We start from the raw sequence: 22,862 nt of genomic DNA, 5'->3' as shown, positions 1-22,862 counted from the left end.
AGGAGGATGCCCGCCTTCCCCGTGACCGTGCCCGTGCGGCCCGTCGTCACGACGCGGGCCTCGCGGGGTCGTCGGAGCCGCCCGGACCGCCGGGACCGGGGCTGAGGCGCTTCCAGGTGCCGTACACGCGCTCCACCCGGGCCTGGCCGCCCAGTTGGCCCGCGGTGCCGACCCGGGTCACCTCGTCCGCGAAGGCCGAGAGCTGGTCCACCATGGTGTTCACGGTGAGCTTGAGCTCCAGCAGCTCACCGGTCGCCTCGACCGTCACCTGGCGGGTCAGGTCGCCCCGCGCCACCGCCGTCGTCACCAGCGCGATGTCGCGCACCTGGGGCTGGTCCACCATGCGGTTGACCGCCCGGCCGAGCCTGCGCAGGTCCCCGCGCAGCGGCCGGTTGCCGTCGTGCAGGTCCACCCGCTGGGTCAAGTCGCCGCCCGCCACGGCGTCCAGCACGCGGGTGGTGTTCGCTGCCTGCACGCTCACCGCCCACGAGCCCTGCCCCGGGCTCTCCGCGAGCCGCTCGCCCAGCCTGCCCCGGCGTACGACCTCCCGCTTGACCCGGCCCGGTTCGGCCGTGACGTGCTGCTCCCGGGCGACGATCCGGTTGAACGTTCCGGCGAGTTCCGGCGGCACCCCCTCCGCCCCGTCGCACAGCGAGCGCATCACCGTGAGCAGCGGCCGCAGTTCCGCCGCGCGTATCCACTCACCGTCCGGCGGCGGGTCGACGACACGCGGACGCGCGGGAGCCGTGGTTTTCGGGGCGGGAACAGCCGATTTAAGAGCCATGACGGCCTTCTTCGGTGACTCGGCGCTTATGAGCGCGCTCAGTCTGTCACGCTGTCCGTGCCGTTAAGGGCGCAATGCCGGATCTGCTCGGGAGCCGCACAGTGGGGCCAGAGTCCATGCCACGGAAGTTCGTCTCCCGTACCAGCCTGCCCGGCAACCAACTGGCGGCCTCCGCGGCACGGAGGTTCGTCCGCGCCGCGCTGGCCGAGTGGACCGCGGAGGAACCCTGGCCGGCCGAGAGCGTCGGGGACGACCTCGTGGACGACGCGGTGCTGCTCGTGAGCGAGCTCGTCACGAACGCGGTCATCCACGCCGGCACCACCGTCGAGCTGCTCTGCCGGCTGGAGGGCGCGGCGTCCGGCGGCCGCGAGGAGGACGGCCTCGTCGTCGAGGTCTCCGACCACCACCCCGCCCGGGTCGTCCGCGACCGCGCGGAACTCGCCCGCGAGGGCCGCGACGGCGGGCGCGGGCTGCAGCTCGTCTCCGCGCTCTCCGAGGAGTGGGGCATCACCTACCGGCGCGACCTCAAGACCATCTGGTGCCGCCTGGCCGCCCGTGAGCCCGGGGAGGCGGTGCCGCCGGCCCCCGAGGCCGACCGCGGCCTGCTGCACGGACTGCGCGCCACCGACGTCCTCGCGGCGACGGCCCCCCGCCTGCCGCGGCGGCACGACAGCGAGTGGATCAACCGCGGCTCGCTCTCCTTCCTCGCCGAGGCCTCCGACCTGCTCGCCGGGCAGCTCGACGAGGACATGGTCGCCTCGCTCGCCGGGCAGCTGCTCGTGCCCCGGCTCGCCGACTGGTGCGCCGTCTGGCTCTCCGGGGACGGGCCCGAGGGCGCCGAGCCGCGCCTGGCGCGCGTCTGGCACGCGGCGGAGAGCCGCATCGACGGACTGCGCATGGTGCTGGAGAAGGAACCCCCACCGCCCGGCGGTCGCGCCGGCGCCGTGCCCTGGCCGTGGCCCGCCACCGGCCAGGGCACGGACGCGTTCGGCGCGGCGCTGGCGTGCCCCCTGGTCACCGGCGGCCGCAGCCACGGCACGCTGCTGCTCGGGCGCGCCGGGCTGACGCGCTTCCCCGACGAGGTCGTCGGCCTCGTCGAGGACTTCGCGCGCCGCGTCGCGCTCGCGGTGGGCACCGCCCGCCAGTACGCGCGGCAGGCCATGATCAGCCGGGTCCTGCAGCGCGGCCTGCTGCCCGCGGGGCTGGGCGCGGTGCCGGGCGTCGACACGGCCGTCGTCTACGAGCCCACGCGTGCGGACGTCGTCGGCGGCGACTTCTACGACCTCTTCCCGGCGGGCGGCGGCCGCTGGTGCTTCGCCCTCGGCGACGTCCAGGGCAACGGCCCCGAGGCGGCAGCGGTCACCGGGCTCGCCCGGCCCGTCATGCGGCTCCTCGCACGCGAGGGCTACGGCGTCGCGGAGGTCCTCGACCGGCTCAACCGGGCCCTCGCGGACGAGGCCGCGGCGGCCACGCTCGGCGACGCGCTCGGGCCGGGATGGGACGTGGGGCCGCGCTTCCTGTCCCTGCTGTACGGGGAGATCGTGCCGGAGGGGGCCGGACCGGGGGCGGGCGGTCCGAGTGGCCCGGGTGGTGCCCTGTGCACGCTGGCCAGCGCCGGGCACCCCCTTCCGCTGCTCCTCACCGGCGGCGGCGCGGTACGGCCCGCGGCGGTGCCGCAGATACTGCTGGGGATCACGGACGACGCGCGGTACCGCAGCGAATCGTTCCGGCTGGCTCCCGGGGACACGCTGCTGTGCGTCACGGACGGGGTGACCGAGCGGCGCAACGGGAGCCGGCAGTTCGACGACGACGACGGGCTCGCGGCCGTGCTGGCGGCTTGCGCCGGGCTCGGGGCGGCGGGGGTGGCTGAGCGGATCCGGCGGGCGGTGCACGAGTACGATGTGGCGCCGCCGGACGACGATCTTGCGGTGCTCGTGCTTCAGGCCCAGTGAGGGGCGCTACGCGGTGCCGGGTCGTTGGCTACGGCCTGTTGTCGTGTGCGGGTCGTTTGTGGCTGAGGTTGAGGATTTTTCCCCGCCCTCCCTCCCGATTGCCCGGCGCGATTGGTGCGGGCCTGCGCTCTGTGGGTTGGTGGGCCGGGGGCGGGGCCTCCGGGGTGGGCATTCTGTACCGCATATTTATGTGCATGGCGGGGATCACTTGTTCTTGCCGTCTGTGCCGCACATCAAATACACGTCAGCGTCCAGAACGCCCACCCCTACGACCCCACCCCCTCCGTATCCGTGGCGACCAACGGCCGGTGGGGGGTCAGAAGGCAGTCCGGGGGCACCGCACCTGTCCCACGCACCCCCAACGGGACACCCTGCGCCCGCACAAGGGGAAGGGGGTGTGGCGGGGTGCTTCCCCTGGCCGAAGGCTGGGGGGAGGCGGTTGGCAGACCCGGTGCCCAACGATGCGGGCCTGAACCACGGGGCCGCGGGGTCAGTGAGCGGTTCGGGGCGCCCCGGATTGCCTTCTGACACCCCGACCGGCCGTTGTGCGCCGATACGGCGGGAGGGGGTGTGTCGGGGTGCGCCCGGAAACGACGAGCGGTTAAGTGCGGTGCCGAATGATGTAGTCGTAAACCGCGAGCGTTGAGGACGTGCGCCGGCGCGGCGCCGACCCCACAACGACGTGCGAGACCCGCACCAACCGCGCCGGGCAATCGGGCGGGAGGGCGGGAGACAGCCCGCCGCAGGCGCACACAGCGTGCACGCAAGCAACCAGGTGGCGCGGCGCAGCCGCCCGCAGGCGCAACGGACCCGCACATACCCACCGAGCAGCGCGGCGCAGCCGCCGGCAGGCGCACACAACGTGCACGCGAACATCCAGGTGGCCCGGCGCAGCCGCCCGCAGGCGCACACAACGTGCACGCAAACGACCAGGTGGCCCGGCGCAGCCGCCCGCAGGCGCCCGCACGAGGGGACCGGAACCGCACCCGGAGGGGATGGCGGACAATGGGGGGCATGCCATCCGTACTGCCCGACGGGGAGCCGATGCCCGAGGACGGCGCGCTCCCGCCGACCGCCCTGCGCGACGCGCAGTCCCGCCCGCTGGGGTTCTACCTGCACGTCCCGTACTGCGCCACCCGCTGCGGCTACTGCGACTTCAACACGTACACCGCCGCCGAGCTGCGCGGCACCGGCGGCGTGCTCGCCTCCCGGGAGAACTACGCCGACACCTTGGTCGACGAGATCCGCTTGGCCCGCAAGGTGCTGGGCGACGACCCCCGGCGCGTGGAGACCGTGTTCGTCGGCGGCGGGACGCCGACGCTCCTGCCGGCGGCGGACCTGGCGCGGATGCTGGGGGTGATCCGGGACGAGTTCGGCCTGGCGGAGGGCGCGGAGGTCACGACGGAGGCGAACCCGGAGTCCGTGGACCCGGCGTACCTGGAGGAGCTGCGGGCCGGGGGGTACACGCGGGTCTCGTTCGGGATGCAGAGCGCCCGGCCGCACGTGCTGCAGGTGCTGGACCGGCGGCACACGCCGGGCCGCCCGGAGGAGTGCGTGGCGGAGGCGCGGGCGGCCGGGTTCGAGCACGTCAACCTGGACCTGATCTACGGCACGCCCGGGGAGTCGGACGACGACTGGCGGGCGTCGCTGGACGCCGCGATCGCCGCGGGGCCGGACCATGTGTCGGCGTACGCGCTGATCGTGGAGGAGGGCACGCAGCTGGCGCGCAGGATCCGGCGCGGCGAGGTGCCGATGACGGACGACGACGTGCACGCGGACCGCTACCTGATCGCGGAGGAGCGCCTGGCGGCGGCCGGGTACGGCTGGTACGAGGTGTCGAACTGGGCGACCTCGCCGGAGGCCCGGTGCCGTCACAACGAGTTGTACTGGACCGGCGCGGACTGGTGGGGTGCCGGGCCGGGGGCGCACAGCCACGTGGGAGGGGTGCGCTGGTGGAACGTGAAGCACCCGGCGGCGTACGCGGCGGCGCTCGCCGAGGGGCGCAGTCCCGGGGCGGGCCGTGAGGTGCTGGCGGCGGAGGACCGCCGGGTGGAGCGGATCCTGCTGGAGCTGAGGCTGTCCGACGGCTGCCCCCTCGACGTGCTGGCCCCGGCGGGGGCCGGGGCCGCGGAGCGCGCCGTAAGGGACGGTCTCCTTGAGACCGGTCCTTACCGCGAGGGCCGCGCCGTCCTCACGCTGCGCGGCCGGCTGCTGGCCGACGCCGTCGTCAGGGACCTGGTCGACTGACTCACCCCGGGGCCGTGACGAAGTCGATCAGCTCCTCCACGCGGCCCAGCAGTTCCGGCTGCAGGTCCCGGTAGGAGCGGACGGCGCCCAGGATGCGCTGCCAGGCGGCACCGGTGTTCTCGGGCCAGCCCAGGGCGCGGCACACGCCGGTCTTCCAGTCCTGGCCGCGGGGGACGGCCGGCCAGGCGGGGATGCCGAGGGAGGAGGGCTTCACGGCCTCCCAGACGTCGATGTAGGGGTGGCCGACGACCAGGACGTGCTCGCCGGTGACCTGCGCGGCGATGCGGGACTCCTTGCTGCCGGGCACGAGGTGGTCGACGAGCACGCCGAGGCGGGCGTCCGGGCCGGGCTCGAAGGAGGCGACGATGGCGGGGAGGTCGTCGACGCCGTCCAGGTACTCGACGACGACGCCCTCGACGCGGAGGTCGTCGCCCCAGACCCGTTCGACCAGTTCCGCGTCGTGGCGGCCCTCGACGTAGATCCGCCCCGCCCGGGCGATCCGGGCCCGGGCGCCGGGGACGGCGATCGAGCCGGAGGCGGTCAGCCGCGGCCCGGCCGCGGGGGCGGCGGTGGAGGGCCGCACGAGGGTGACCACACGGCCCTCCAGGAGGAAGCCGCGCGGGGCCATCGGGAACACGCGGTGCTTGCCGAAGCGGTCCTCGAGGGTGACCGTGGGGCCCTCGGCGGTCTTCTCGCAGCGCACGACCGCGCCGCAGAAGCCGGTGGACACCTCCTCCACCACCAGGTCGCGCTCGGCCGCGACCTCGGGCGCGGGTGTCGCGGGCCGTTTCCACGGCGGGGTGAGGTCGGGGTCGTAGCTGCGGCTGCGCATGCCAGGGATCGTATCCGCGCGGTGCGCGGCTCAAGCGGATCCGAACCGGGCGGCGAGCGCGTCCCGTTGGGCGCGGACGAAGCGGGCGTCGACGACGGCGCCGTGGCCCGGCACGTACAGCGCCGTCTCGCCGCCCAGCAGGAGCAGCCGGTCCAGGGCGGCGGGCCAGGCGTGCGGTGCGGCGTCGGGCCCGGCCTGGGGCTCGCCGGACTCCTCGACGAGGTCGCCGCAGAAGACCACGGCCGGTGTGCCCGGTACGACCACCACCAGGTCGTGCGTGGTGTGTCCCTCACCCGGGTGGACCAGCATGACCTGCCGGTCGCCGCCGAGGTCGAGTTCGTACGAGCCGTCCACGAGCCGGCCGGGGCGCACGAGCGCCTCCACTGCCTGCGCGGACTCGGCCTCCGCGGCGCCGTGCCCGACGGCGTCCCGGCCCAGGGAGAAGCGCTCGCGGTCGAGGTAGGTGTCGAGGGTCATCTCGCCGAAGACCTCGGCGCCCTCGAAGGCGGCGGTGCCGAAGACGTGGTCGAAGTGGCCGTGGGTCAGTGCGATGTGCGTCACGTCCCGCCCGGTCAGTTCGCGGACCTCCCGGCGCAGTCCGGCGCCCTCGGGGACGGAGGAACCGGTGTCGACCAGCAGCACGCCCCCGTCGCCGACCACGACCCCGACGGTGACGTCGAGGAACGGCAGCCGCCGCCGCGCGACCCCCGGTGCGAGCTGTTCCCAGCCGCCGGGGGAGCCCGGCGGGGTCGGTGTGGTCTCCACAACGCGACGGTATCCCCGCGACCGGCCCGGCGCCCGCTACGGTGGCCGGTCAAGGACGTCCCGGGGCCGGACCCGTGGACGGGCCCTTGCCGAGGTCTTGCCACCCCGCCGTACACTGACTTGGGGAAAACTGGCACTCAGGGAAGAGGAGTGCCAGGCCACGGGGGCGACACGACCCGCACGGTGACCGAGCGACTGGAGGTGCGCGATGCTCAGTGAACGACGGCTGGAAGTACTGCGTGCCATCGTCCAGGACTACGTGGGCACCGAGGAGCCGGTCGGCTCGAAGGCGCTCACCGAACGGCACGCCCTCGGCGTGTCCCCGGCGACCGTCCGCAACGACATGGCCGTGCTGGAGGAGGAGGGCTACATCCAGCAGCCCCACACCAGCGCCGGCCGCGTGCCGACCGACAAGGGCTACCGGCTCTTCGTCGACCGGCTCACCAGCGTCAAGCCGCTCTCCGGCGCCGAGCGCCGGGCCATCGGGAACTTCCTGGACGGCGCCGTCGACCTCGACGACGTGGTGGCCCGTACGGTGCGGCTGCTGGCGCAGCTGACCCGGCAGGTCGCGATCGTCCAGTACCCGTCGCTCACCCGCTCGACGGTGCGCCACGTGGAGCTGCTCGCGCTCGCCCCGGCCCGGATCATGCTGGTGCTGATCACGGACACCGGACGGGTGGAGCAGCGGCTGGTGGACGTCCCCGCACCGGTCGGCGAGACCGTGCTGGCCGACCTGCGCGCCCGGCTGAACAGCCGGGTGGTGGGGCGCCGGTTCAGCGACGTCCCGCCGTTGGTGCAGGAACTCCCCGAGGGCTTCGAGCCCGACGAACGGCCCTCCGTCCAGGTGGTCCTCGCCACACTCCTGGAGACCCTGGTCGAGGAGACCGAGGAGCGGATCATGCTCGGCGGCACGGCCAACCTGACCCGCTTCGGGCACGACTTCCCGCTGACGATCCGCCCGGTGCTGGAGGCGCTCGAGGAGCAGGTGGTGCTCCTCAAGCTGCTGGGCGAGGCCAAGGACTCGGGCGTGACGGTGAGAATCGGTCACGAGAACTTCCATGAGGGCCTGAACTCCACATCGGTCGTCTCCGTCGGCTACGGTTCGGGCGACGAGGCGGTGGCGAAACTCGGCGTGGTCGGACCGACCCGCATGGACTACCCCGGAACGATGGGAGCGGTACGCGCAGTGGCACGTTACGTCGGACAGATCCTGGCGGAGTCGTAGTGGCCACGGACTATTACGCCGTGCTCGGCGTGCGCCGCGACGCAGGCCCGGACGAGATCAAGAAGGCATTCCGCCGTCTCGCGCGAGAGCTGCACCCGGACGTCAATCCGGACCCGAAGACCCAGGAGCGGTTCAAGGAGATCAACGCCGCCTACGAGGTGCTCTCGGACCCGCAGAAGAAGCAGGTCTACGACCTCGGCGGCGACCCGCTGTCCGCCAACGGCGGCGGTGCGGGTGCGGGTGCGGGCTTCGGCCAGGGCTTCGGCAACTTCAGCGACATCATGGACGCCTTCTTCGGCACGGCGTCGCAGCGCGGCCCGCGCTCGCGCACCCGGCGGGGCCAGGACGCCATGATCCGGCTGGAGATCGAGCTGGACGAGGCGGCCTTCGGCACGACCAAGGACATCCAGGTCGACACGGCCGTGGTCTGCAACACCTGCCACGGCGAGGGCGCCGCCCCGGGTACGACCGCGCAGACCTGTGACATGTGCCGCGGCCGCGGCGAGGTCTCGCAGGTCACGCGGTCCTTCCTCGGCCAGGTCATGACCTCCCGGCCGTGCCCGCAGTGCCAGGGCTTCGGCACCGTCGTGCCGACCCCGTGCCCGGAGTGCGCCGGCGACGGCCGGATCCGGTCGCGGCGCACGCTGACGGTCAAGATCCCGGCCGGTGTCGACAACGGCACCCGCATCCAGCTGGCGGGCGAGGGCGAGGTCGGCCCCGGCGGCGGCCCCGCCGGCGACCTGTACGTCGAGATCCGCGAGTTGCCGCACGCGGTGTTCCAGCGGCGCGGCGACGACCTGCACTGCACCGTCACGATCCCGATGACGGCCGCGGCGCTGGGCACCAAGGTCCCGCTGGAGACCCTGGACGGGATGGAGGAGATCGACATCCGGCCGGGTACGCAGTCCGGCCAGTCGATCCCGCTCCACCAGCGCGGCATCACGCACCTGCGGGGCGGCGGCCGGGGCGACCTCATCGTGCACGTCGAGGTCCAGACCCCGGGCAAGCTCGACCCGGAGCAGGAGGAACTGCTGCGCCGCCTGGCGAAGCTGCGCGGCGAGGAGCGCCCCCTGGGGCAGTTCCAGCCGGGCCAGCAGGGGCTGTTCTCCCGCCTGAAGGACGCGTTCAACGGGCGCTGACCGCCCAGCGGCCCGCGGTCCGGGGTGTCGTCCACCCCGGACCGCGGGCCGTCGTCCGCCGTGGCACGATGGGCGCATGGCCGCCCTGACCCACCGCTCCCCGAGGACCGCCGCGTGACCGCACCCGTCTTCGTCGTCGAACCCGGCGTGCTGGACCTGGCCCGCATCACGCTCTCCGGCCCCGAGGGACGGCACGCGGTCTCCGTGCGCCGGCTGCGGGCCGGGGAGGAGATCGTGCTCACCGACGGCCTGGGACGCGGCGCGTACGGCACGGTGGCGGCCGTCGACGGCAAGGACACGCTCGAGGTCGCCGTCGCCGAGGTCCGCGAGGAGGCCCCGCCCCGCCCGCGGATCACGGTCGTCCAGGCGCTGCCCAAGGGCGACCGCGGTGAACTCGCCGTCGAGACCATGACCGAGGTCGGGGTGGACGCCGTCGTGCCGTGGGCCGCGGCGCGCTGCATCACCCAGTGGAAGGGCGAGCGCGGCGCCAAGTCGCTGGCCAAGTGGCGTTCCACCGCCCGTGAGGCGGCCAAGCAGGCCCGGCGGCTGCGGTTCCCCGAGGTCCCCGACCTGCTGACGACCCGTCAGCTCCTTGAGTTGCTGTCCGGCGCCGCGTTCGCCGCGGTCCTCCACGAGGAGGGCTCCGAGCCTCTCGCCACCGCCCCGTTGCCGCCCGAGGGCGACATCGTGCTCGTCGTGGGGCCCGAGGGCGGGGTGTCCCCCGAGGAGCTCGACGCCTTCGCCGCGGCCGGGGCCGAGCCGTACCGCCTCGGTGCGAGCGTGCTGCGCACCTCCACCGCCGGCGTCGCCGCGACGGCCCTCCTGCTGGGCCGCACCGGCCGCTGGGGCTGAGGCGGCCGCCGGGGCCGAACGCCCCTGGCGGGCAATGAGATCGAAAACCCCCGACCAGCGTGGCCCCGGGTGGTTAGTGTGACGACGTGACGCAGCAGCCTTCGCACCCCGCGTACCTCCGCTTCCCGCACCTGCACGGTGACCTGGTCACCTTCACCGCCGAGGACGACGTCTGGGCCGCCCCGCTGGACGGCACCGGCCGGGCCTGGCGGGTCAGCGCCGACAACATGCCCGTCAACCACCCGCGGTTCTCGCCCGACGGGACGCTCATCGCGTGGACCTCGACCCGGGACGGCGCACCCGAGGTGCACGTCGCGCCGGCCGACGGCGGGCCGTCGAAGCGGCTCACGTACTGGGGCAGCGGCCGCACCTCGGTGCGGGGCTGGACGCCCGGCGGCGACGTGCTGGCCATCAGCACCTACGGTCAGGCCTCGCTGCGCCGCAGTTGGGCGCGGGCGATCCCGGTCGACGGCGGTCCTGCCACGACGCTGCCGTACGGACCGGTCGGGGCCGTCGCCCACGGCCCGGACGGGGCCGTGCTGCTGCTGTCGGCCACCATGGGCCGCGAGGCGGCGGCCTGGAAGCGCTACCGGGGCGGCACCGCGGGCAAGTTGTGGATCGACCGCACCGGCGACGGGGAGTTCGAGCGCGTCCACGCCGACCTGGACGGCAACCTGGAGTACCCGATGTGGGTGGGTGGGGTCCCCCATGCCGAAGGCCAGGGGAGGATCGCCTTCCTCTCCGACCACGAGGGCGTCGGCGCCCTCTACTCCAGCCTTCCCGACGGCGGCGACCTGCGCCGCCACACCGCCGTCGAGGACGGCGGCTTCTACGCGCGCCAGGCCGCCACCGACGGCACCCGCGTCGTCTGGACCAGCACCGGACGGCTGTTCCTGCTGGACGACCTCGACGGCGCGCAGGCCCGCCCGGTCGAGGTGCGCCTCGGCGGCCAGCGCGCCGACCTGCAGCCGCACCCGGTCCACGCGGCCCACCACCTCGGCGACGCGCGGCCCGACCACACCGGCCGCGGCAGCGCGGTGGAGATCCGCGGCACCACGCACTGGGTCACCCACCGGGGCGGCCCCGCACGGGCGTTGGCCGCCGAGCCGGGGGTGCGCACACGGCTTCCGCGGGTGTTCGGCGGCGAGGGCGACCAGCAGGTCGTCTGGGTCACCGACGCCGAGGGCGAGGACGCGCTGGAGATCGCCCCCGCGGCGGGCACCGGCCCTGCCGCGCCCCGCCGGCTGGCCGCCGGGCGGCTCGGCCGGGTGCTGGCGATGACCGTCTCCCCGGACGGCCACCGGATCGCCGTCGCCTCGCACGACGGCCGGGTGCTGCTCGTCGAGGCCCAGACCGGCGAGGTCCGCACCGTCGTGGAGGGCGAGCACGGCCACGCCACCGGCCTCGCCTTCTCGCCCGACTCGGCCTGGCTCGCCTGGTCGCACGCCGGACCCGACCCGCTGCGCCAGCTCAAGCTGGCCTCGACCGCCGACCTCACCGTCGTCGACGCGACCCCGCTGCGCTTCCGGGACTCCTCGCCCGCCTTCACCGCCGACGGCAAGCACCTGGCTTTCCTCTCCGAGCGCTCCTTCGACCCGGTCTACGACGACCACGTCTTCGACATGGCCTTCCTCGGCGCCTGCCGCCCCCACCTGATCACCCTCGCCGCCACCACCCCCTCGCCCTTCGGCCCGCAGCGCCACGGGCGCCCGGTCGACTCCTCCGCCGAGGACAAGGACGGCGACGACCGCGCCCAGGACGACGGCAAGAAGGACTCCCGCACGGAGGACGGCGAGGACCGGCCCCGTACCCCCGTCACCAAGGTGGACGCCGAGGGCCTGGCCGACCGCATCGTGCCCTTCCCGGTCGAGGCGGCCCGCTACTCCACGCTGCGCGCGGCCAAGGACGGCGTCCTGTGGCTGCGGCACCCCGTGCGCGGGGTCCTGGGCGCGAGCCTGGCCTCGCCCGAGGCCGAGCCGCCGTCCACCGCGCTGGAGCGCTACGACCTCAAGCAGCTGCGCGTGGAGGACATCGCCGACGACGCCGACGACTTCACCGTCAGCGGCGACGGCAACAAGGTCCTGGTGACGTCCGGTCACCGGCTGCGGGTGGCCTCGGCCGACCACAAGTCGGCCCCGTCCGACGACGAGACCGACAGCAACGTCACCGTCGACCTCTCCCGGGTCCGCGTCACCGTGGACCCGCAGGCCGAGTGGCGCCAGATGTACGACGAGTCGCACCGCCTGATGCGGGACAACTTCTGGCGCGCCGACATGGGCGGCGTCGACTGGGACGGCGTACGCGAGCGCTACCGGCCCGTCCTGGACCGGGTCGCCACCCATGACGACCTCGTCGACCTGCTCTGGGAGGTGGCCGGCGAGCTCGGCACCTCGCACGCCTACGTCATGCCGCCCGGCGGCCGCGGCGACGGGTTGCACCGCCAGGGCCTGCTGGGCGCGGACCTCGCCCGCGACGCGGACGGCGTGTGGCGCGTGGAGCGGGTGCTGCCCTCGGAGACCTCCGACCCGCTGGCCGGCTCCCCGCTGGCCGCGCCGGGCGTCGCGGTCCGGGCCGGCGACGCGATCCTCGCGGTCGACGGACGGCCCGTGGACCCGCTGACCGGCCCCGGCCCGCTGCTGCTCGGCACCGTGCGCAAGCCGGTCGAGCTCACCGTCGGCCCGGCCGACGGCGGGGCGGCGCGCCACGTTGTCGTCGTGCCCATCGCGGACGAGGAGCCGCTGCGCTACCACGACTGGGTCGCCGGACGCCGGGCGTACGTGCGCGAGCTGTCCGCCGGCCGGCTGGGGTACCTGCACGTCCCCGACATGGTCGGCTCCGGCTGGGCCCAGCTCCACCGCGACCTGCGCGTGGAGGTCGTCCGGGAGGGACTGGTCGTGGACGTGCGGGAGAACCGCGGCGGCCACACCTCGCAACTGGTCGTGGAGAAGCTGGCGCGGCGCATCGTCGGCTGGGACCTGCCGCGCGGGCTGCCGGCCTTCAGCTACCCGCTGGACGCGCCGCGCGGGCCCGTCGTGGCCGTCGCCAACGAGTTCTCCGGCTCGGACGGCGACATCGTCAACGCGGCGATCAAGGCGCTGGGGATCGGGCCCGTGGTGGGCACCAGGACGTGGGGCGGCGTCATCGGCATCGACTCCCGCTACCACCTGGTCGACGGGACGCTGGTCACCCAGCCGAAGTACGCCACGTGGCTGGAGGGCGTGGGCTGGGACGTGGAGAACCACGGCGTCGACCCGGACGTCGAGGTCGTCCACACCCCGCAGGACCACGCCGCCGGGCGCGACCCGCAGCTCGACGAGGCCGTCCGCCTCGCCCTGGAGGCGCTGGAGGCCGACCCGGCGCGCACCGCGCCGCCGTTGCCGTAGCGGCGGGGCGCGGGGCCCGGCGCGACCCGGGCCCCGTGGCGGCGCGCCGCCACGGGGGGCACCGGTAGCATGCGGGACGTACTGGTCAACCCCTGGACGGAGGCGTCAGGTGGCGGGAGAGCCGCAGGCGGACTGCCTGTTCTGCAAGATCGTCGCGGGGAGCGTCCCCGCGACCGTCGTGCGGGAGACCGCGACGACCGTCGCGTTCCGCGACATAAACCCCCAGGCGCCCACGCACGTCCTGGTCATCCCCAAGGCGCACTACCCGGACGCCGCCTCGCTGGCCGCCCAGGCGCCCCAGCTCGCCGCGGACGTGCTGCGGGAGGCGGGCGAGGTCGCCACCGAGGACAAGGTGGACGGCAGCGGCTACCGGATCGTCTTCAACACCGGCGCGGGGGCGGGCCAGACCGTCTTCCACGCGCACGCCCACGTGCTGGGCGGCCGTGGCCTCGAGTGGCCGCCCGGGTAACCGACGGTGTCCGCACGTGAATTGGTCGTGCTCGGCACGGCCAGCCAGGTCCCGACCCGGCACCGCAACCACAACGGCTACTTCCTGCGCTGGGACGCCGAAGGCATCCTCTTCGACCCGGGGGAGGGCACGCAGCGCCAGATGCTGCGGGCCGGGGTGGCGGCGCACGACCTGACCAGGCTGTGCGTGACCCACTTCCACGGGGACCACAGCCTGGGCCTGGCCGGGGTGATCCAGCGGATCAACCTCGACCGGGTGCCGCACCCCGTCACGGCCCACTACCCCGAGTCCGGCCGCCGCTTCTTCGACCGGCTGCGGTACGCCACCGCCTACCGCGAGACCGTGCGGCTGCGCGAGGAACCGGTGGCCGGCGAGGCGGCCGTGCTGGTCGACTCCGACGCGTTCCGGCTGGAGGCGCGCCGGCTGTCGCACCCGGTGGAGGCCTACGGCTACCGGCTGGTGGAGCCCGACGGGCGCCGCATGCTGCGCGAGCGGCTCGCGGCGCACGGCGTCACCGGCCCCGCGGTGGGCCGGCTGCAGCGCGAGGGCGAGGTGGACGGGGTGACCCTCGCCGACGTGAGCGAGCCGCGCCCCGGGCAGCGCTTCGCCTTCGTGATGGACACCCGGCTCTGCGACGCGGTGTACGCCCTCGCCGACGGCTGCGACATGCTGGTCATCGAGTCGACCTTCCTGGACGAGGACGCCGCGCTCGCGGAGGAGCACGGGCACCTGACGGCAGGTCAGTCCGCCCGGGTGGCGGCGGAGTCCGGCGTCCGGCACCTGGTGCTCACCCACTTCTCGCAGCGCTACACCGACCCCGCGCAGTTCGAGCGCCAGGCGCGGGACGCGGGCTTCGACGGCGAGCTGACCGTCGCCCAGGACCTCGGCCGGGTCACGGTCCCGAAGCGCCGCCAGGACTGACTTCCGACCTCGAACTCCCCCTTCCCGGCGTCCTCTTCCGCGTCGGCGTGGGCGCGCCCGCCCGCGGCATCCGCGTTGCGGGGTGGCGGTGCCGGGGGCGGGGTGCGCGTCACGGTGACCGTGCCGGGGGACTTCCGGCGGAGCGGGGGACCTTCAGGACCCGCCTTCGGGGAGCCGTTGAGGCGCCGCTCCGCCCGCCCGGGGTCTCCGAAGGGACTTCTGGCGGAGCAGGGGATCTTCAGGACCCGCCTTCCGGGCGGTCGTTGAAGCGCCGGGCCGCCGTGCGCCGCGCCGTCCGCCCCCTCACGGTGTCCTCTTCCGCGCCGGCATGGGCACGCTCGCCGGGGTATCCGCGTTGCGGGGTGGCGGTGCTGGGGGTGGGGTGCGCGCCACCGTGCCGCGGCGGGACACTCCCGGCGGCAGTCGAGGCGCCGCTCCGCCCGCCCCGGGCATCCGCGTTGCGCGGCGGCCGTGCCGGGGGATGATCCGCCGCAGCGCTCCGGGCGGGCGGAGCCGTCCGTATGCCCCTGACCTGTACGGTTGCCGGGTGAGCATTCCGAAGGCCGAACTGCACCTGCACATCGAGGGCACCCTCGAACCCGAACTCGCCTTCGCCCTGGCCGAGCGCAACGGGGTCGACCTGCCGTACGCCTCGGCCGAGGAGCTGCGGCAGGCGTACTCCTTCAGCGACCTGCAGTCCTTCCTGGACCTGTACTACGCGCTCATGGCGGTGCTCCGCACCGAGCAGGACTTCACCGACCTCGCCGACGCCTACCTGGCCCGCGCCGCCTCGCAGGGCGTGCGGCACGCCGAGGTCTTCTTCGACCCGCAGGCCCACACCGCGCGCGGCGTCCCGCTCGGCACGGTGGTGGAGGGCCTGGCGAGGGCGCTGGACCGCGCCCCGGAGCGGCACGGCGTCAGCACCCGGCTGATCATGTGCTTCCTGCGGGACGAGTCCGCCCAGTCCGCGCTGGAGACTTTCGAGGCCGCGAGGCCCCACCTGCACCGGATCAGCGCCGTCGGCCTGGACTCCGCCGAGGTCGGCCACCCGCCGTCGAAGTTCCGCGCGGTGTACGAGGCGGCCGCGGCGGCGGGTCTGCGCCGGGTCGCGCACGCGGGCGAGGAGGGCCCGCCGGAGTACGTGCGGGAGGCGCTGGACGTGCTCGGCGTCGACCGGATCGACCACGGCATCCGCAGCATGGAGGACCCGGACCTGGTGGCCCGGCTGGTCCGCGACCAGGTGCCGTTGACCGTCTGCCCGCTGTCCAACGTGCGGCTGCGCTGCGTGGACACCCTCGCCGACCACCCGCTGCCCGCCATGCTCGACGCGGGGCTGCTGGTCACCCTGAACTCGGACGACCCCGCCTACTTCGGCGGCTACGCGGGCGACACCTTCGACGCCGTGGCCGGCGCGCTCCCGCTCGGCGAGGACGACCTGCGCAGGCTCGCCCGCAACTCCTTCCTGGCCGCCTTCCTCGACGACGAGGAGGAGTTGCGGGCCCGGTACCTCGCCGAGGTGGACGCCCACACGTTCTGAGTGCGGCCGCGCGCCCCGTCTGAGTACGCGCACTCATGCGGGCCGTGCCGCACGGGCGGAGCATGGAGGCATGCGAAAGCACCTGATACGGACCGCGGCGGCCGCCGCTCTGATCGTGACCGCGCCCGTCGCCACCTGGGGGCTCATGGGCCGGCAGGACGCCGCGGGCTTCGAGCCCTCCGAACTGGACTACATGGTCCGGCCCTTCGGCATCCCGGAAGGCGCGGAGACCGCGATCGGCGCGGCCGCGGCCGTGCTGGCCACCGCCGCGGCGGTGCTGCTGGGCCGCGCCTCCCGCCCCGGGCCCGACCGTTTCGACGGCCGGTGGTGGGCGGTGATAGGGCCGTTGGCCGCGGCCGGGGTGCTGACCGGGGCGATCTGGCGGACGGTGACGGCCGGGGTCATCGGCGCCAACATCGGGGCGGGGCTGGCGATCCTGCTGGGCGGGCCCGTCGTCGCCGGGCTGGTCCTGTGGTCCCTGGGCCGGGGCCTGTGGCTGGCCCGTTCGCACCGGCGCGGCCCGCGCCCGCCGCGCGGGGGGACCGGCACCGCGGGCTGGCGGCCCGCCGCCGGACAGGGCACGTAGGACGCCGGGCCGGGAGCCCGGACGGCGCGTGGGCGTGACCGCCCTCAGATCGCTTGCCGTACCCCGGCGTCGGGCACGGCGCCGGTTCAGTGGCGGTGCCGGCCGGGGCGCCGCCGTCGCGGCGCGGCGCTCCTCCCGCGCGCGTGCCGGGACAGGGCCGCGCCGCCCGCGCAGAGCACGGCGCCCGCCGCGAACGCGGTGAAGCCCAGCGGTGCCTTCGGCACCCCCCACAGGGTCTCAGTGAAGGGGTCCGGCGGGGTCTGTGCGCTGCCGGCGCCGCCCAGCAGGCTGAGGATCAGGGACACCCACAGGGCGAACCCTGCCAGCGCCACCAGTACCCCCGCGGCCATGAGCACCCGACCCGGCCCCGGCACCCGGAACAGCCCGGTCCAGGCGTCCTCGGCGGCTCCGGGGTCCGCCTCGGGCACCTCGTCGCCGCCCCCGTAGCGCCGGCGCCCGGCGAGGTACTGGGCGCGCCCCGACGGGTGCCGGTGGGTGCGGCCCGGCCCGGACGGGGCGCGGGTGTCCCCGAGGTCGTGCAGGACGGTCAGCGGCGGGGGAGCGCCGCCCGCGACCTCCCCGGCCTCCCCGGCCCCCGCGGCCTCCCCGGCCCCCGCCTCGTCACCGGTGTCCACGGGACCGACCGGGTCTGCGGGGTCCGCCCGCCGCTGCCGCGCCGACTCCACCGACAGCCGCAGTTCGACGTGGCCGATGCGCAGCAGGTCCCCGTCGTGGAGGGGCCGCGGGGCGACGAGCAGGGCCCCGTTGAGGTAGGTGCCGTTGGTCGAGCCGAGGTCGCTGAGCACGACGTGGCTGCCGGCGCGGTTCATCGCCGCGTGCCGCCGGCTCACGCCCTCCTCTTCCAGCCGGATCCCGCTGCCGGGGAGCCTGCCGATCTCCGAGTAGCCGGCCGGCACGGGGTAGGCGCGTCCGGAGTCGGGCCCCGTGGTCACGATCAGTTGTGGCGGTGCGGCCGAGTGTCCGGGCATCTCCAGCCCCTGGGGGTCATCCGCTTTCCCTCAGCATCCGTCCGCGTCCCCGCGCGGACAAACGCTGGTCACGGCCCCGGGCGCGCGTACGATCGGTCGGAACGACACCAGGTCGGGAGGAGCCCGGGTGGAAGACCAGCCCGTCCTCGACCCGCTCGCGGCGGTGCGCGGGCCGGACGACCCGGAGACCGATGTGTACCTGACCGGCACGGTCTTCCTGGACATCATCTTCACCGGTCTCGACAGCGCGCCCGTGCGCGGCACCGAGTCCTGGGCGCGCGGCATGGGGTCGAGCCCCGGCGGGGTGGCCAACATGGCCACCGCCCTCGCCCGGCTGGGGCTGCGCACCTCGCTCGCGGCGGCCTTCGGCGACGACGTGTACGGCGAGTACTGCTGGGACTCCCTCGCCGAGGGTGAGGGCATCGAGCTGGGGCTGTCCCGCAAGATCCCCGGCTGGCACTCCCCGGTCACGGTCTCCATGGCGTACGAGGGCGAGCGCACCATGGTCAGCCACGGCCACGAGGCCCCGCCGCCCGAGGAGCCCGCGCCGCCGTGCCCGCCGCCGAGCCGGGCGTGCGTGGCCTCCCTGGTGCCCGGGGTCCCGCAGCAGGAGTGGATCGGCACCGCCGCGGACCGGGGCAGCCGGATCTTCGCCGACGTCGGCTGGGACGACAGCGGCCGCTGGGACAGCGCCGACCTCGCCGACCTCGCGCACTGCGAGGCCTTCCTGCCGAACGCCGCCGAGGCCATGCGCTACACCCGCACCGACTGCCCCCGGGCCGCCGCCCGCAAGCTGGCCGAGCTGGTCCCGCTGGCCGTGGTGACGCTCGGTCCCGAGGGCGCGTACGCGGTCGACTCCGCCGGCAGCCGGGCCGCCGAGGTCCCGGCGCTCTCCGTGGAGGCACTGGACCCCACCGGCGCCGGGGACGTCTTCGTCGCGGGCTTCATGACCGGCACGCTGGCCGGCTGGCCGCTCCCCGACCGGCTGGCCTTCGCGTGCCTGACGGCCGCGCTGTCGGTGCAGGAGTTCGGCGGTTCGCTGTCGGCGCCCGGCTGGATCGAGATCGCGGCCTGGTGGCAGCACGCGAAGGCCTACGACGACCAGGACCGCTCCGCACTGCGCCGCTACGCCTTCCTGGACGACCTGCTGCCCACCGGCACCCGCCGCTGGCCCCTGCGCCGCGCCGTACCGACGATCGGTTTCCGCCCGCCACCGATGCGCTGACGCGGTGGGCGGGCCGTGGCGGGTCAGGCGTCAGGCGATCACGTCGACGGGGCAGCGGGCCGCCTTGGCGCGCTCGATCCGGGCGTCCCCCGCCGGCTGCTCACGCGTCGACGACGATCACCCGCGGCGCCCCTCGTCGATGGGTCCCAGCAGGTCCTCGACGGTGTGGCCGGCAGCCGCGGACTTCCGGGCGACGCGGGCCAGGATGTCGTCGACCGTCGGTGTTCTCGCCTGCTCGATCAGCCTCCGGCGCAGGTAGTCGTCCAGGGACTGGTGTGCCGCGATCGCGCGGCGCTCGAGGGTGCGGTGCACGTCGTCGGGGACGTCCTCGATCCGGATGTTCGCCATGTCGTCACGCTGGCATGCGAAACGCGTGCACGCATGCCTTTCGCGGGCGCATCACACCCGGCGCTCCAGGATCTGGCCCGGCCAGGGGTCGTCCTCGGCCCGGGAGACGGCGAAGGGCTGGGCGCGGGTGAAGCCCAGGGCCTCGTACTGCCGGACGAGCCGGCCCTCGCCGCCCGCGTAGCAGTCGACCCGCAGCAGCCCGAAGCCGCGCCGCCGCGTCTCGGCGACGGCGTCCTCCACCAGGGCGGCGCCGATGCCGCTGCCGGACAGCGACCGGTCGGTGACCAGCAGCCGCAGGTACAGCTCGGGCTCGTCCACGGGCGGGGCGTAGTCGGGCCGCTCCTCGGCCAGCACGCACACGCCGACCACCCGGCCGTCCACCTCGGCGGCGCGCAGCAGGTACTCCTCGGCGTAGCGGGTCACCCGTTCGACCGCCGGGGGCCGGGAGGACCAGGGGCGGGTGCCCCACTGGCCGCCGCGGCCGTGCGCGGTCAGCCACGCGATCGCCCCGTCCAGCAGGGCGAGCGTCGCGGGCAGGTCCTCGGGTCCTCCGGTGCGGATCTCCATTCCGTGCTCCTACCCGTCGCGTGACGCAGCGTAAAACCTCTCGGCACCCCAGCCGTACCGACGTACCCTTGAACCCCAAGCCCAGTGGCATGTCGAACAGCAGAAGGCGGGATGAGCAGGCCGTCGAGCCTGGCCCATGACTCAGACACCGACAACGCAGCAACCGCAGGCGAGCGCCCACTTCGTCGTACCGGCCAAGCACCCCATGGTGACGGTCCTGGGGTCCGGTGACTCGCTCCTGCGCGTGATAGAGCAGGCGTTCCCGGCCGTCGACATCCATGTACGAGGCAATGAGGTCAGCGCGAGCGGTGAGTCCGCGGACGTCGCGCTGGTCCAGCGCCTCTTCGACGAGATGATGCTGGTACTGCGCACAGGCCAGCCGATGACGGAGGACGCAGTGGAGCGGTCGATCGCCATGCTCCGCAAGGACAGCGGAGCCGACGGCCTGGAGGAGACCCCCTCCCAGGTGCTCACCCAGAACATCCTGTCCAGCCGGGGCCGCACGATCCGCCCCAAGACCCTCAACCAGAAGCGCTACGTCGACGCGATCGACAAGCACACGATCGTCTTCGGCATCGGCCCGGCCGGTACCGGCAAGACGTACCTGGCCATGGCCAAGGCCGTCCAGGCCCTGCAGTCCAAGCAGGTCAACCGGATCATCCTGACCCGTCCCGCCGTCGAGGCCGGCGAGCGGCTCGGCTTCCTGCCGGGCACGCTGTACGAGAAGATCGACCCGTACCTGCGCCCGCTGTACGACGCGCTGCACGACATGATCGACCCCGACTCGATCCCGCGCCTCATGGCGAGCGGGACGATCGAGGTCGCTCCTCTGGCGTACATGCGCGGACGCACGCTCAACGACGCGTTCATCATCCTCGACGAGGCGCAGAACACCAGCGCCGAGCAGATGAAGATGTTCCTCACCCGGCTCGGCTTCGACTCCAAGATCGTCATCACCGGCGACGTCACGCAGGTCGACCTGCCCGGTGGCACGAAGAGCGGACTGCGCCAGGTCGTGGACATCCTGGACGGCGTCGAGGACGTGCACTTCTCGCGGCTGACGAGCACGGATGTCGTACGCCATAAGCTGGTGGGGCGCATCGTGGACGCCTACGAGCGCTACGACGACCTCAACGGCAACCGAAAGTAGCCACCGAAGCACTATGGCGATCGACGTCAACAACGAATCCGGCTGGGACTTCGACGAGGCGGCGGTACTCGACATCAGCCGCTACGCCCTGCAGCACATGCGCATCCACCCACTGTCCGAGCTCTCCGTCATCGCGGTCGACGCCGACGCCATGGAGCAGCTCCACATCCAGTGGATGGACGAACCGGGCCCCACCGACGTCATGTCCTTCCCGATGGACGAGCTGCGTCCCGGGAAGGACGACGAGGAGCCCCCGCAGGGCCTGCTCGGGGACATCGTGCTCTGCCCCGAGGTGGCCAAGAAGCAGGGCGACGCGGCCGTGACCAAGCACTCCATGGACGAGGAGCTGCAGCTGCTCACCGTCCACGGGGTGCTGCACCTGCTCGGTTACGACCACGAGGAGACCGACGAGAAGGCCGAGATGTTCGGCCTGCAGAAGGCCATCCTCGACGGCTGGCGCGCCGAGCGCGGCATCCAGGGGCCGTCGCCGGCCCCGACGACCACCCACTGATCGCGATGGTGGTCTTCGCCGTCCTGCTGGTGGTCGTCGCCTGGCTGGCCGCCTGCGCCGAGGCCGGTCTCGCCCGCACCTCCCGCTTCCGCGCGGAGGCAGCGGTGCGGGCCGGCCGGCGGGGCGCGGACAAGCTGCTGGCGGTCTCCTCTGACCCGACCCGCTACCTCAACGTCGCTTTGCTGGTCCGGGTGGCCTGCGAGATGGCGGCGGCGGTGCTGGTGACCGTGGTGTGCGTCCGGCACTTCGAACGGACCTGGCAGGCCGTCCTGGTGGCGGTCGCCGTCATGATCGTCGTCTCGTACGTCGCGGTGGGCGTCTCGCCGCGCACCATCGGCCGCCAGCACCCGATGAACACCGCCACCGCGGCGGCGTACGTGCTGCTGCCGCTGGCCCGGGTCATGGGCCCGGTCCCGGCGCTGCTGATCCTCCTCGGCAACGCCCTCACCCCCGGCAAGGGCTTCCGGCAGGGCCCGTTCGCCTCCGAGGCGGAGCTGCGGGCGCTGGTGGACCTCGCCGAGAGCGAGTCCCTCATCGAGGACGAGGAGCGCCGCATGGTGCACTCCGTCTTCGAGCTCGGCGACACCCTTGTGCGCGAGGTGATGGTGCCGCGCACCGAGCTGGTCGCCATCGAGCGCTTCAAGACGATCCGTCAGGCGATGACCCTCGCCCTGCGCAGCGGCTTCTCGCGCATCCCGGTCACGGGCGAGAGCGAGGACGACATCGTCGGCATCGTCTACCTCAAGGACCTCGCCCGCCGGGTGCACATCAACCGGGACGCCGAGACCGACCCGGTCTCCTCGCTGATGCGCCCGGCCTTCTTCGTCCCCGACACCAAGAACGCCGGCGACCTGCTGCGCGAGATGCAGCGCGAGCGCAACCACGTCGCCGTCGTCATCGACGAGTACGGCGGCACGGCCGGCATCGTCACGATCGAGGACATCCTGGAGGAGATCGTCGGCGAGATCACCGACGAGTACGACCGGGAGCTGCCGCCCGTCGTGGAGCTCGGCGGGGGACGCTACCGCGTCACCTCCCGCCTCGACCTCGGCGACCTGGGCGAGCTCTACGGAGTGGACCTGGACGACGAGGACGTCGAGACCGTCGGCGGCCTGCTCGCCAAGACGCTCGGCCGGGTGCCGATCCCCGGTGCCTCCGCCGTCGTGGCGCTCCCCGAGACCGCCTCGGCACCGCAGGCGCCGGCCGCGCTGCGGCTCACCGCGGAGGCCCCGTCGGGCCGCCGCAACCGCATCGGCGCGGTCCTCGTCGAGCCGGTCGCGGCCGTCGTGGACGAGGACCCGGCGGGCCCGGAGCCGGACGGGGCGATGCACGGCGGGTAGCGCCCCTCCGGCCGCGGCCGCAGGCGGCGGGGGCCGCGGG

General features: G+C 74.3%; 19 protein-coding genes and 1 pseudogene. 14 read left to right on the top strand and 6 right to left on the bottom strand.

The annotated features are described in order from the left end of the window. Positions 1-100: 100 nt before the first annotated feature. Positions 101-784: pseudogene (locus tag ACZ7MY_RS02380) on the bottom strand (HAMP domain-containing protein); the annotation flags it as partial. Positions 785-900: 116 nt separating this feature from the next. Between ACZ7MY_RS02380 and ACZ7MY_RS02375 the strand changes: the two are divergent. Further along, positions 901-2,736, top strand: coding sequence for a SpoIIE family protein phosphatase (locus ACZ7MY_RS02375; protein WP_499598883.1), 1,836 nt, complete (start codon positions 901-903; stop codon positions 2,734-2,736). Between the two features lie 1,044 nt (positions 2,737-3,780). Further along, positions 3,781-4,983, top strand: coding sequence for a radical SAM family heme chaperone HemW (gene hemW / locus ACZ7MY_RS02370; protein WP_499599343.1), 1,203 nt, complete (start codon positions 3,781-3,783; stop codon positions 4,981-4,983). A gap of 1 nt (position 4,984) precedes the next feature. Here the strand turns inward: hemW and ACZ7MY_RS02365 are convergent, their stop codons facing one another. Together ACZ7MY_RS02365 and ACZ7MY_RS02360 are read right to left on the bottom strand one after the other, a co-directional pair. Then, positions 4,985-5,815: a DUF3097 domain-containing protein gene (locus ACZ7MY_RS02365; protein ID WP_499598881.1), complete on the bottom strand. Its 831-nt coding sequence runs from the start codon at positions 5,813-5,815 to the stop codon at positions 4,985-4,987. A 30-nt stretch (positions 5,816-5,845) separates the two neighbouring features. Then, entirely contained in the window at positions 5,846-6,580 is a 735-nt protein-coding gene (locus ACZ7MY_RS02360) for an MBL fold metallo-hydrolase (protein WP_499598880.1), read from the bottom strand. A 208-nt stretch (positions 6,581-6,788) separates the two neighbouring features. On the opposite strand from ACZ7MY_RS02360, the gene hrcA reads away from it, so the two are divergent. The 8 genes from hrcA to ACZ7MY_RS02320 all read left to right on the top strand — a co-directional run bounded on the left by hrcA (position 6,789) and on the right by ACZ7MY_RS02320 (position 16,692). Further along, positions 6,789-7,805, top strand: coding sequence for a heat-inducible transcriptional repressor HrcA (gene hrcA / locus ACZ7MY_RS02355; RefSeq protein ID WP_499598879.1), 1,017 nt, complete (start codon positions 6,789-6,791; stop codon positions 7,803-7,805). Continuing rightward, positions 7,805-8,944 (top strand): molecular chaperone DnaJ, encoded by a 1,140-nt coding sequence (gene dnaJ, locus ACZ7MY_RS02350; RefSeq protein ID WP_499598877.1) that lies wholly within the window; start codon positions 7,805-7,807, stop codon positions 8,942-8,944. Before hrcA ends, dnaJ begins: the two co-directional genes overlap by 1 nt. A 114-nt stretch (positions 8,945-9,058) precedes the next feature. After that, positions 9,059-9,796, top strand: coding sequence for a 16S rRNA (uracil(1498)-N(3))-methyltransferase (locus tag ACZ7MY_RS02345; RefSeq protein WP_499598875.1), 738 nt, complete (start codon positions 9,059-9,061; stop codon positions 9,794-9,796). An 86-nt stretch (positions 9,797-9,882) separates the two neighbouring features. Next, on the top strand, positions 9,883-13,179 hold the full coding sequence (locus tag ACZ7MY_RS02340) for a S41 family peptidase (RefSeq protein ID WP_499598873.1): 3,297 nt from the start codon (positions 9,883-9,885) through the stop codon (positions 13,177-13,179). Between the two features lie 109 nt (positions 13,180-13,288). Beyond that, complete coding sequence (locus tag ACZ7MY_RS02335; RefSeq protein ID WP_499598871.1) at positions 13,289-13,648, top strand: histidine triad nucleotide-binding protein; 360 nt, start codon at positions 13,289-13,291, stop codon at positions 13,646-13,648. A 6-nt stretch (positions 13,649-13,654) separates the two neighbouring features. Then, positions 13,655-14,569, top strand: a complete 915-nt coding sequence (locus ACZ7MY_RS02330) for a ribonuclease Z (protein WP_499598870.1) — start codon at positions 13,655-13,657, stop codon at positions 14,567-14,569. A 547-nt stretch (positions 14,570-15,116) separates the two neighbouring features. Next, positions 15,117-16,106, top strand: a complete 990-nt coding sequence (locus ACZ7MY_RS02325; RefSeq protein WP_499598868.1) for an adenosine deaminase — start codon at positions 15,117-15,119, stop codon at positions 16,104-16,106. Between the two features lie 70 nt (positions 16,107-16,176). Then, complete coding sequence (locus ACZ7MY_RS02320) at positions 16,177-16,692, top strand: hypothetical protein (RefSeq protein ID WP_499598867.1); 516 nt, start codon at positions 16,177-16,179, stop codon at positions 16,690-16,692. Positions 16,693-16,778: 86 nt separating this feature from the next. On the opposite strand, the gene ACZ7MY_RS02315 is transcribed toward ACZ7MY_RS02320, so the two are convergent. Then, complete coding sequence (locus tag ACZ7MY_RS02315) at positions 16,779-17,681, bottom strand: FHA domain-containing protein (protein ID WP_499598866.1); 903 nt, start codon at positions 17,679-17,681, stop codon at positions 16,779-16,781. A gap of 127 nt (positions 17,682-17,808) precedes the next feature. Here ACZ7MY_RS02315 and ACZ7MY_RS02310 point away from each other — a divergent pair, with 127 nt between their 5' ends. Further along, positions 17,809-18,906, top strand: coding sequence for a carbohydrate kinase family protein (locus tag ACZ7MY_RS02310; RefSeq protein ID WP_499598865.1), 1,098 nt, complete (start codon positions 17,809-17,811; stop codon positions 18,904-18,906). A 117-nt stretch (positions 18,907-19,023) separates the two neighbouring features. On the opposite strand, the gene ACZ7MY_RS02305 is transcribed toward ACZ7MY_RS02310, so the two are convergent. After that, positions 19,024-19,254 carry a hypothetical protein gene (locus ACZ7MY_RS02305; protein WP_499598864.1) on the bottom strand — a complete coding sequence of 77 codons (231 nt, stop codon included), beginning with the start codon at positions 19,252-19,254 and terminating at the stop codon, positions 19,024-19,026. Positions 19,255-19,305: 51 nt separating this feature from the next. After that, the gene (locus ACZ7MY_RS02300) at positions 19,306-19,821 is read right to left on the bottom strand and encodes a GNAT family N-acetyltransferase (RefSeq protein WP_499598863.1); all 516 of its coding nucleotides are present in this window, start codon (positions 19,819-19,821) and stop codon (positions 19,306-19,308) included. Positions 19,822-19,957: 136 nt separating this feature from the next. Between ACZ7MY_RS02300 and ACZ7MY_RS02295 the strand changes: the two genes are divergently transcribed. The 3 genes from ACZ7MY_RS02295 to ACZ7MY_RS02285 are packed head-to-tail and all read left to right on the top strand — an operon-like array spanning position 19,958 to position 22,822. Continuing rightward, on the top strand, positions 19,958-20,971 hold the full coding sequence (locus ACZ7MY_RS02295) for a PhoH family protein (RefSeq protein ID WP_499598862.1): 1,014 nt from the start codon (positions 19,958-19,960) through the stop codon (positions 20,969-20,971). A 13-nt stretch (positions 20,972-20,984) separates the two neighbouring features. Next, on the top strand, positions 20,985-21,482 hold the full coding sequence (gene ybeY, locus ACZ7MY_RS02290) for an rRNA maturation RNase YbeY (protein WP_499598861.1): 498 nt from the start codon (positions 20,985-20,987) through the stop codon (positions 21,480-21,482). A 5-nt stretch (positions 21,483-21,487) separates the two neighbouring features. Beyond that, positions 21,488-22,822 carry a hemolysin family protein gene (locus tag ACZ7MY_RS02285; protein ID WP_499598860.1) on the top strand — a complete coding sequence of 445 codons (1,335 nt, stop codon included), beginning with the start codon at positions 21,488-21,490 and terminating at the stop codon, positions 22,820-22,822. Positions 22,823-22,862 lie beyond the last annotated feature (40 nt).

It is taken from the genome of Streptomyces sp. NPDC111520 (assembly GCF_055635295.1).
Note: the sequence above shows the minus strand (reverse complement) of the source record. Positions and strands in the feature narration are given on the sequence as shown.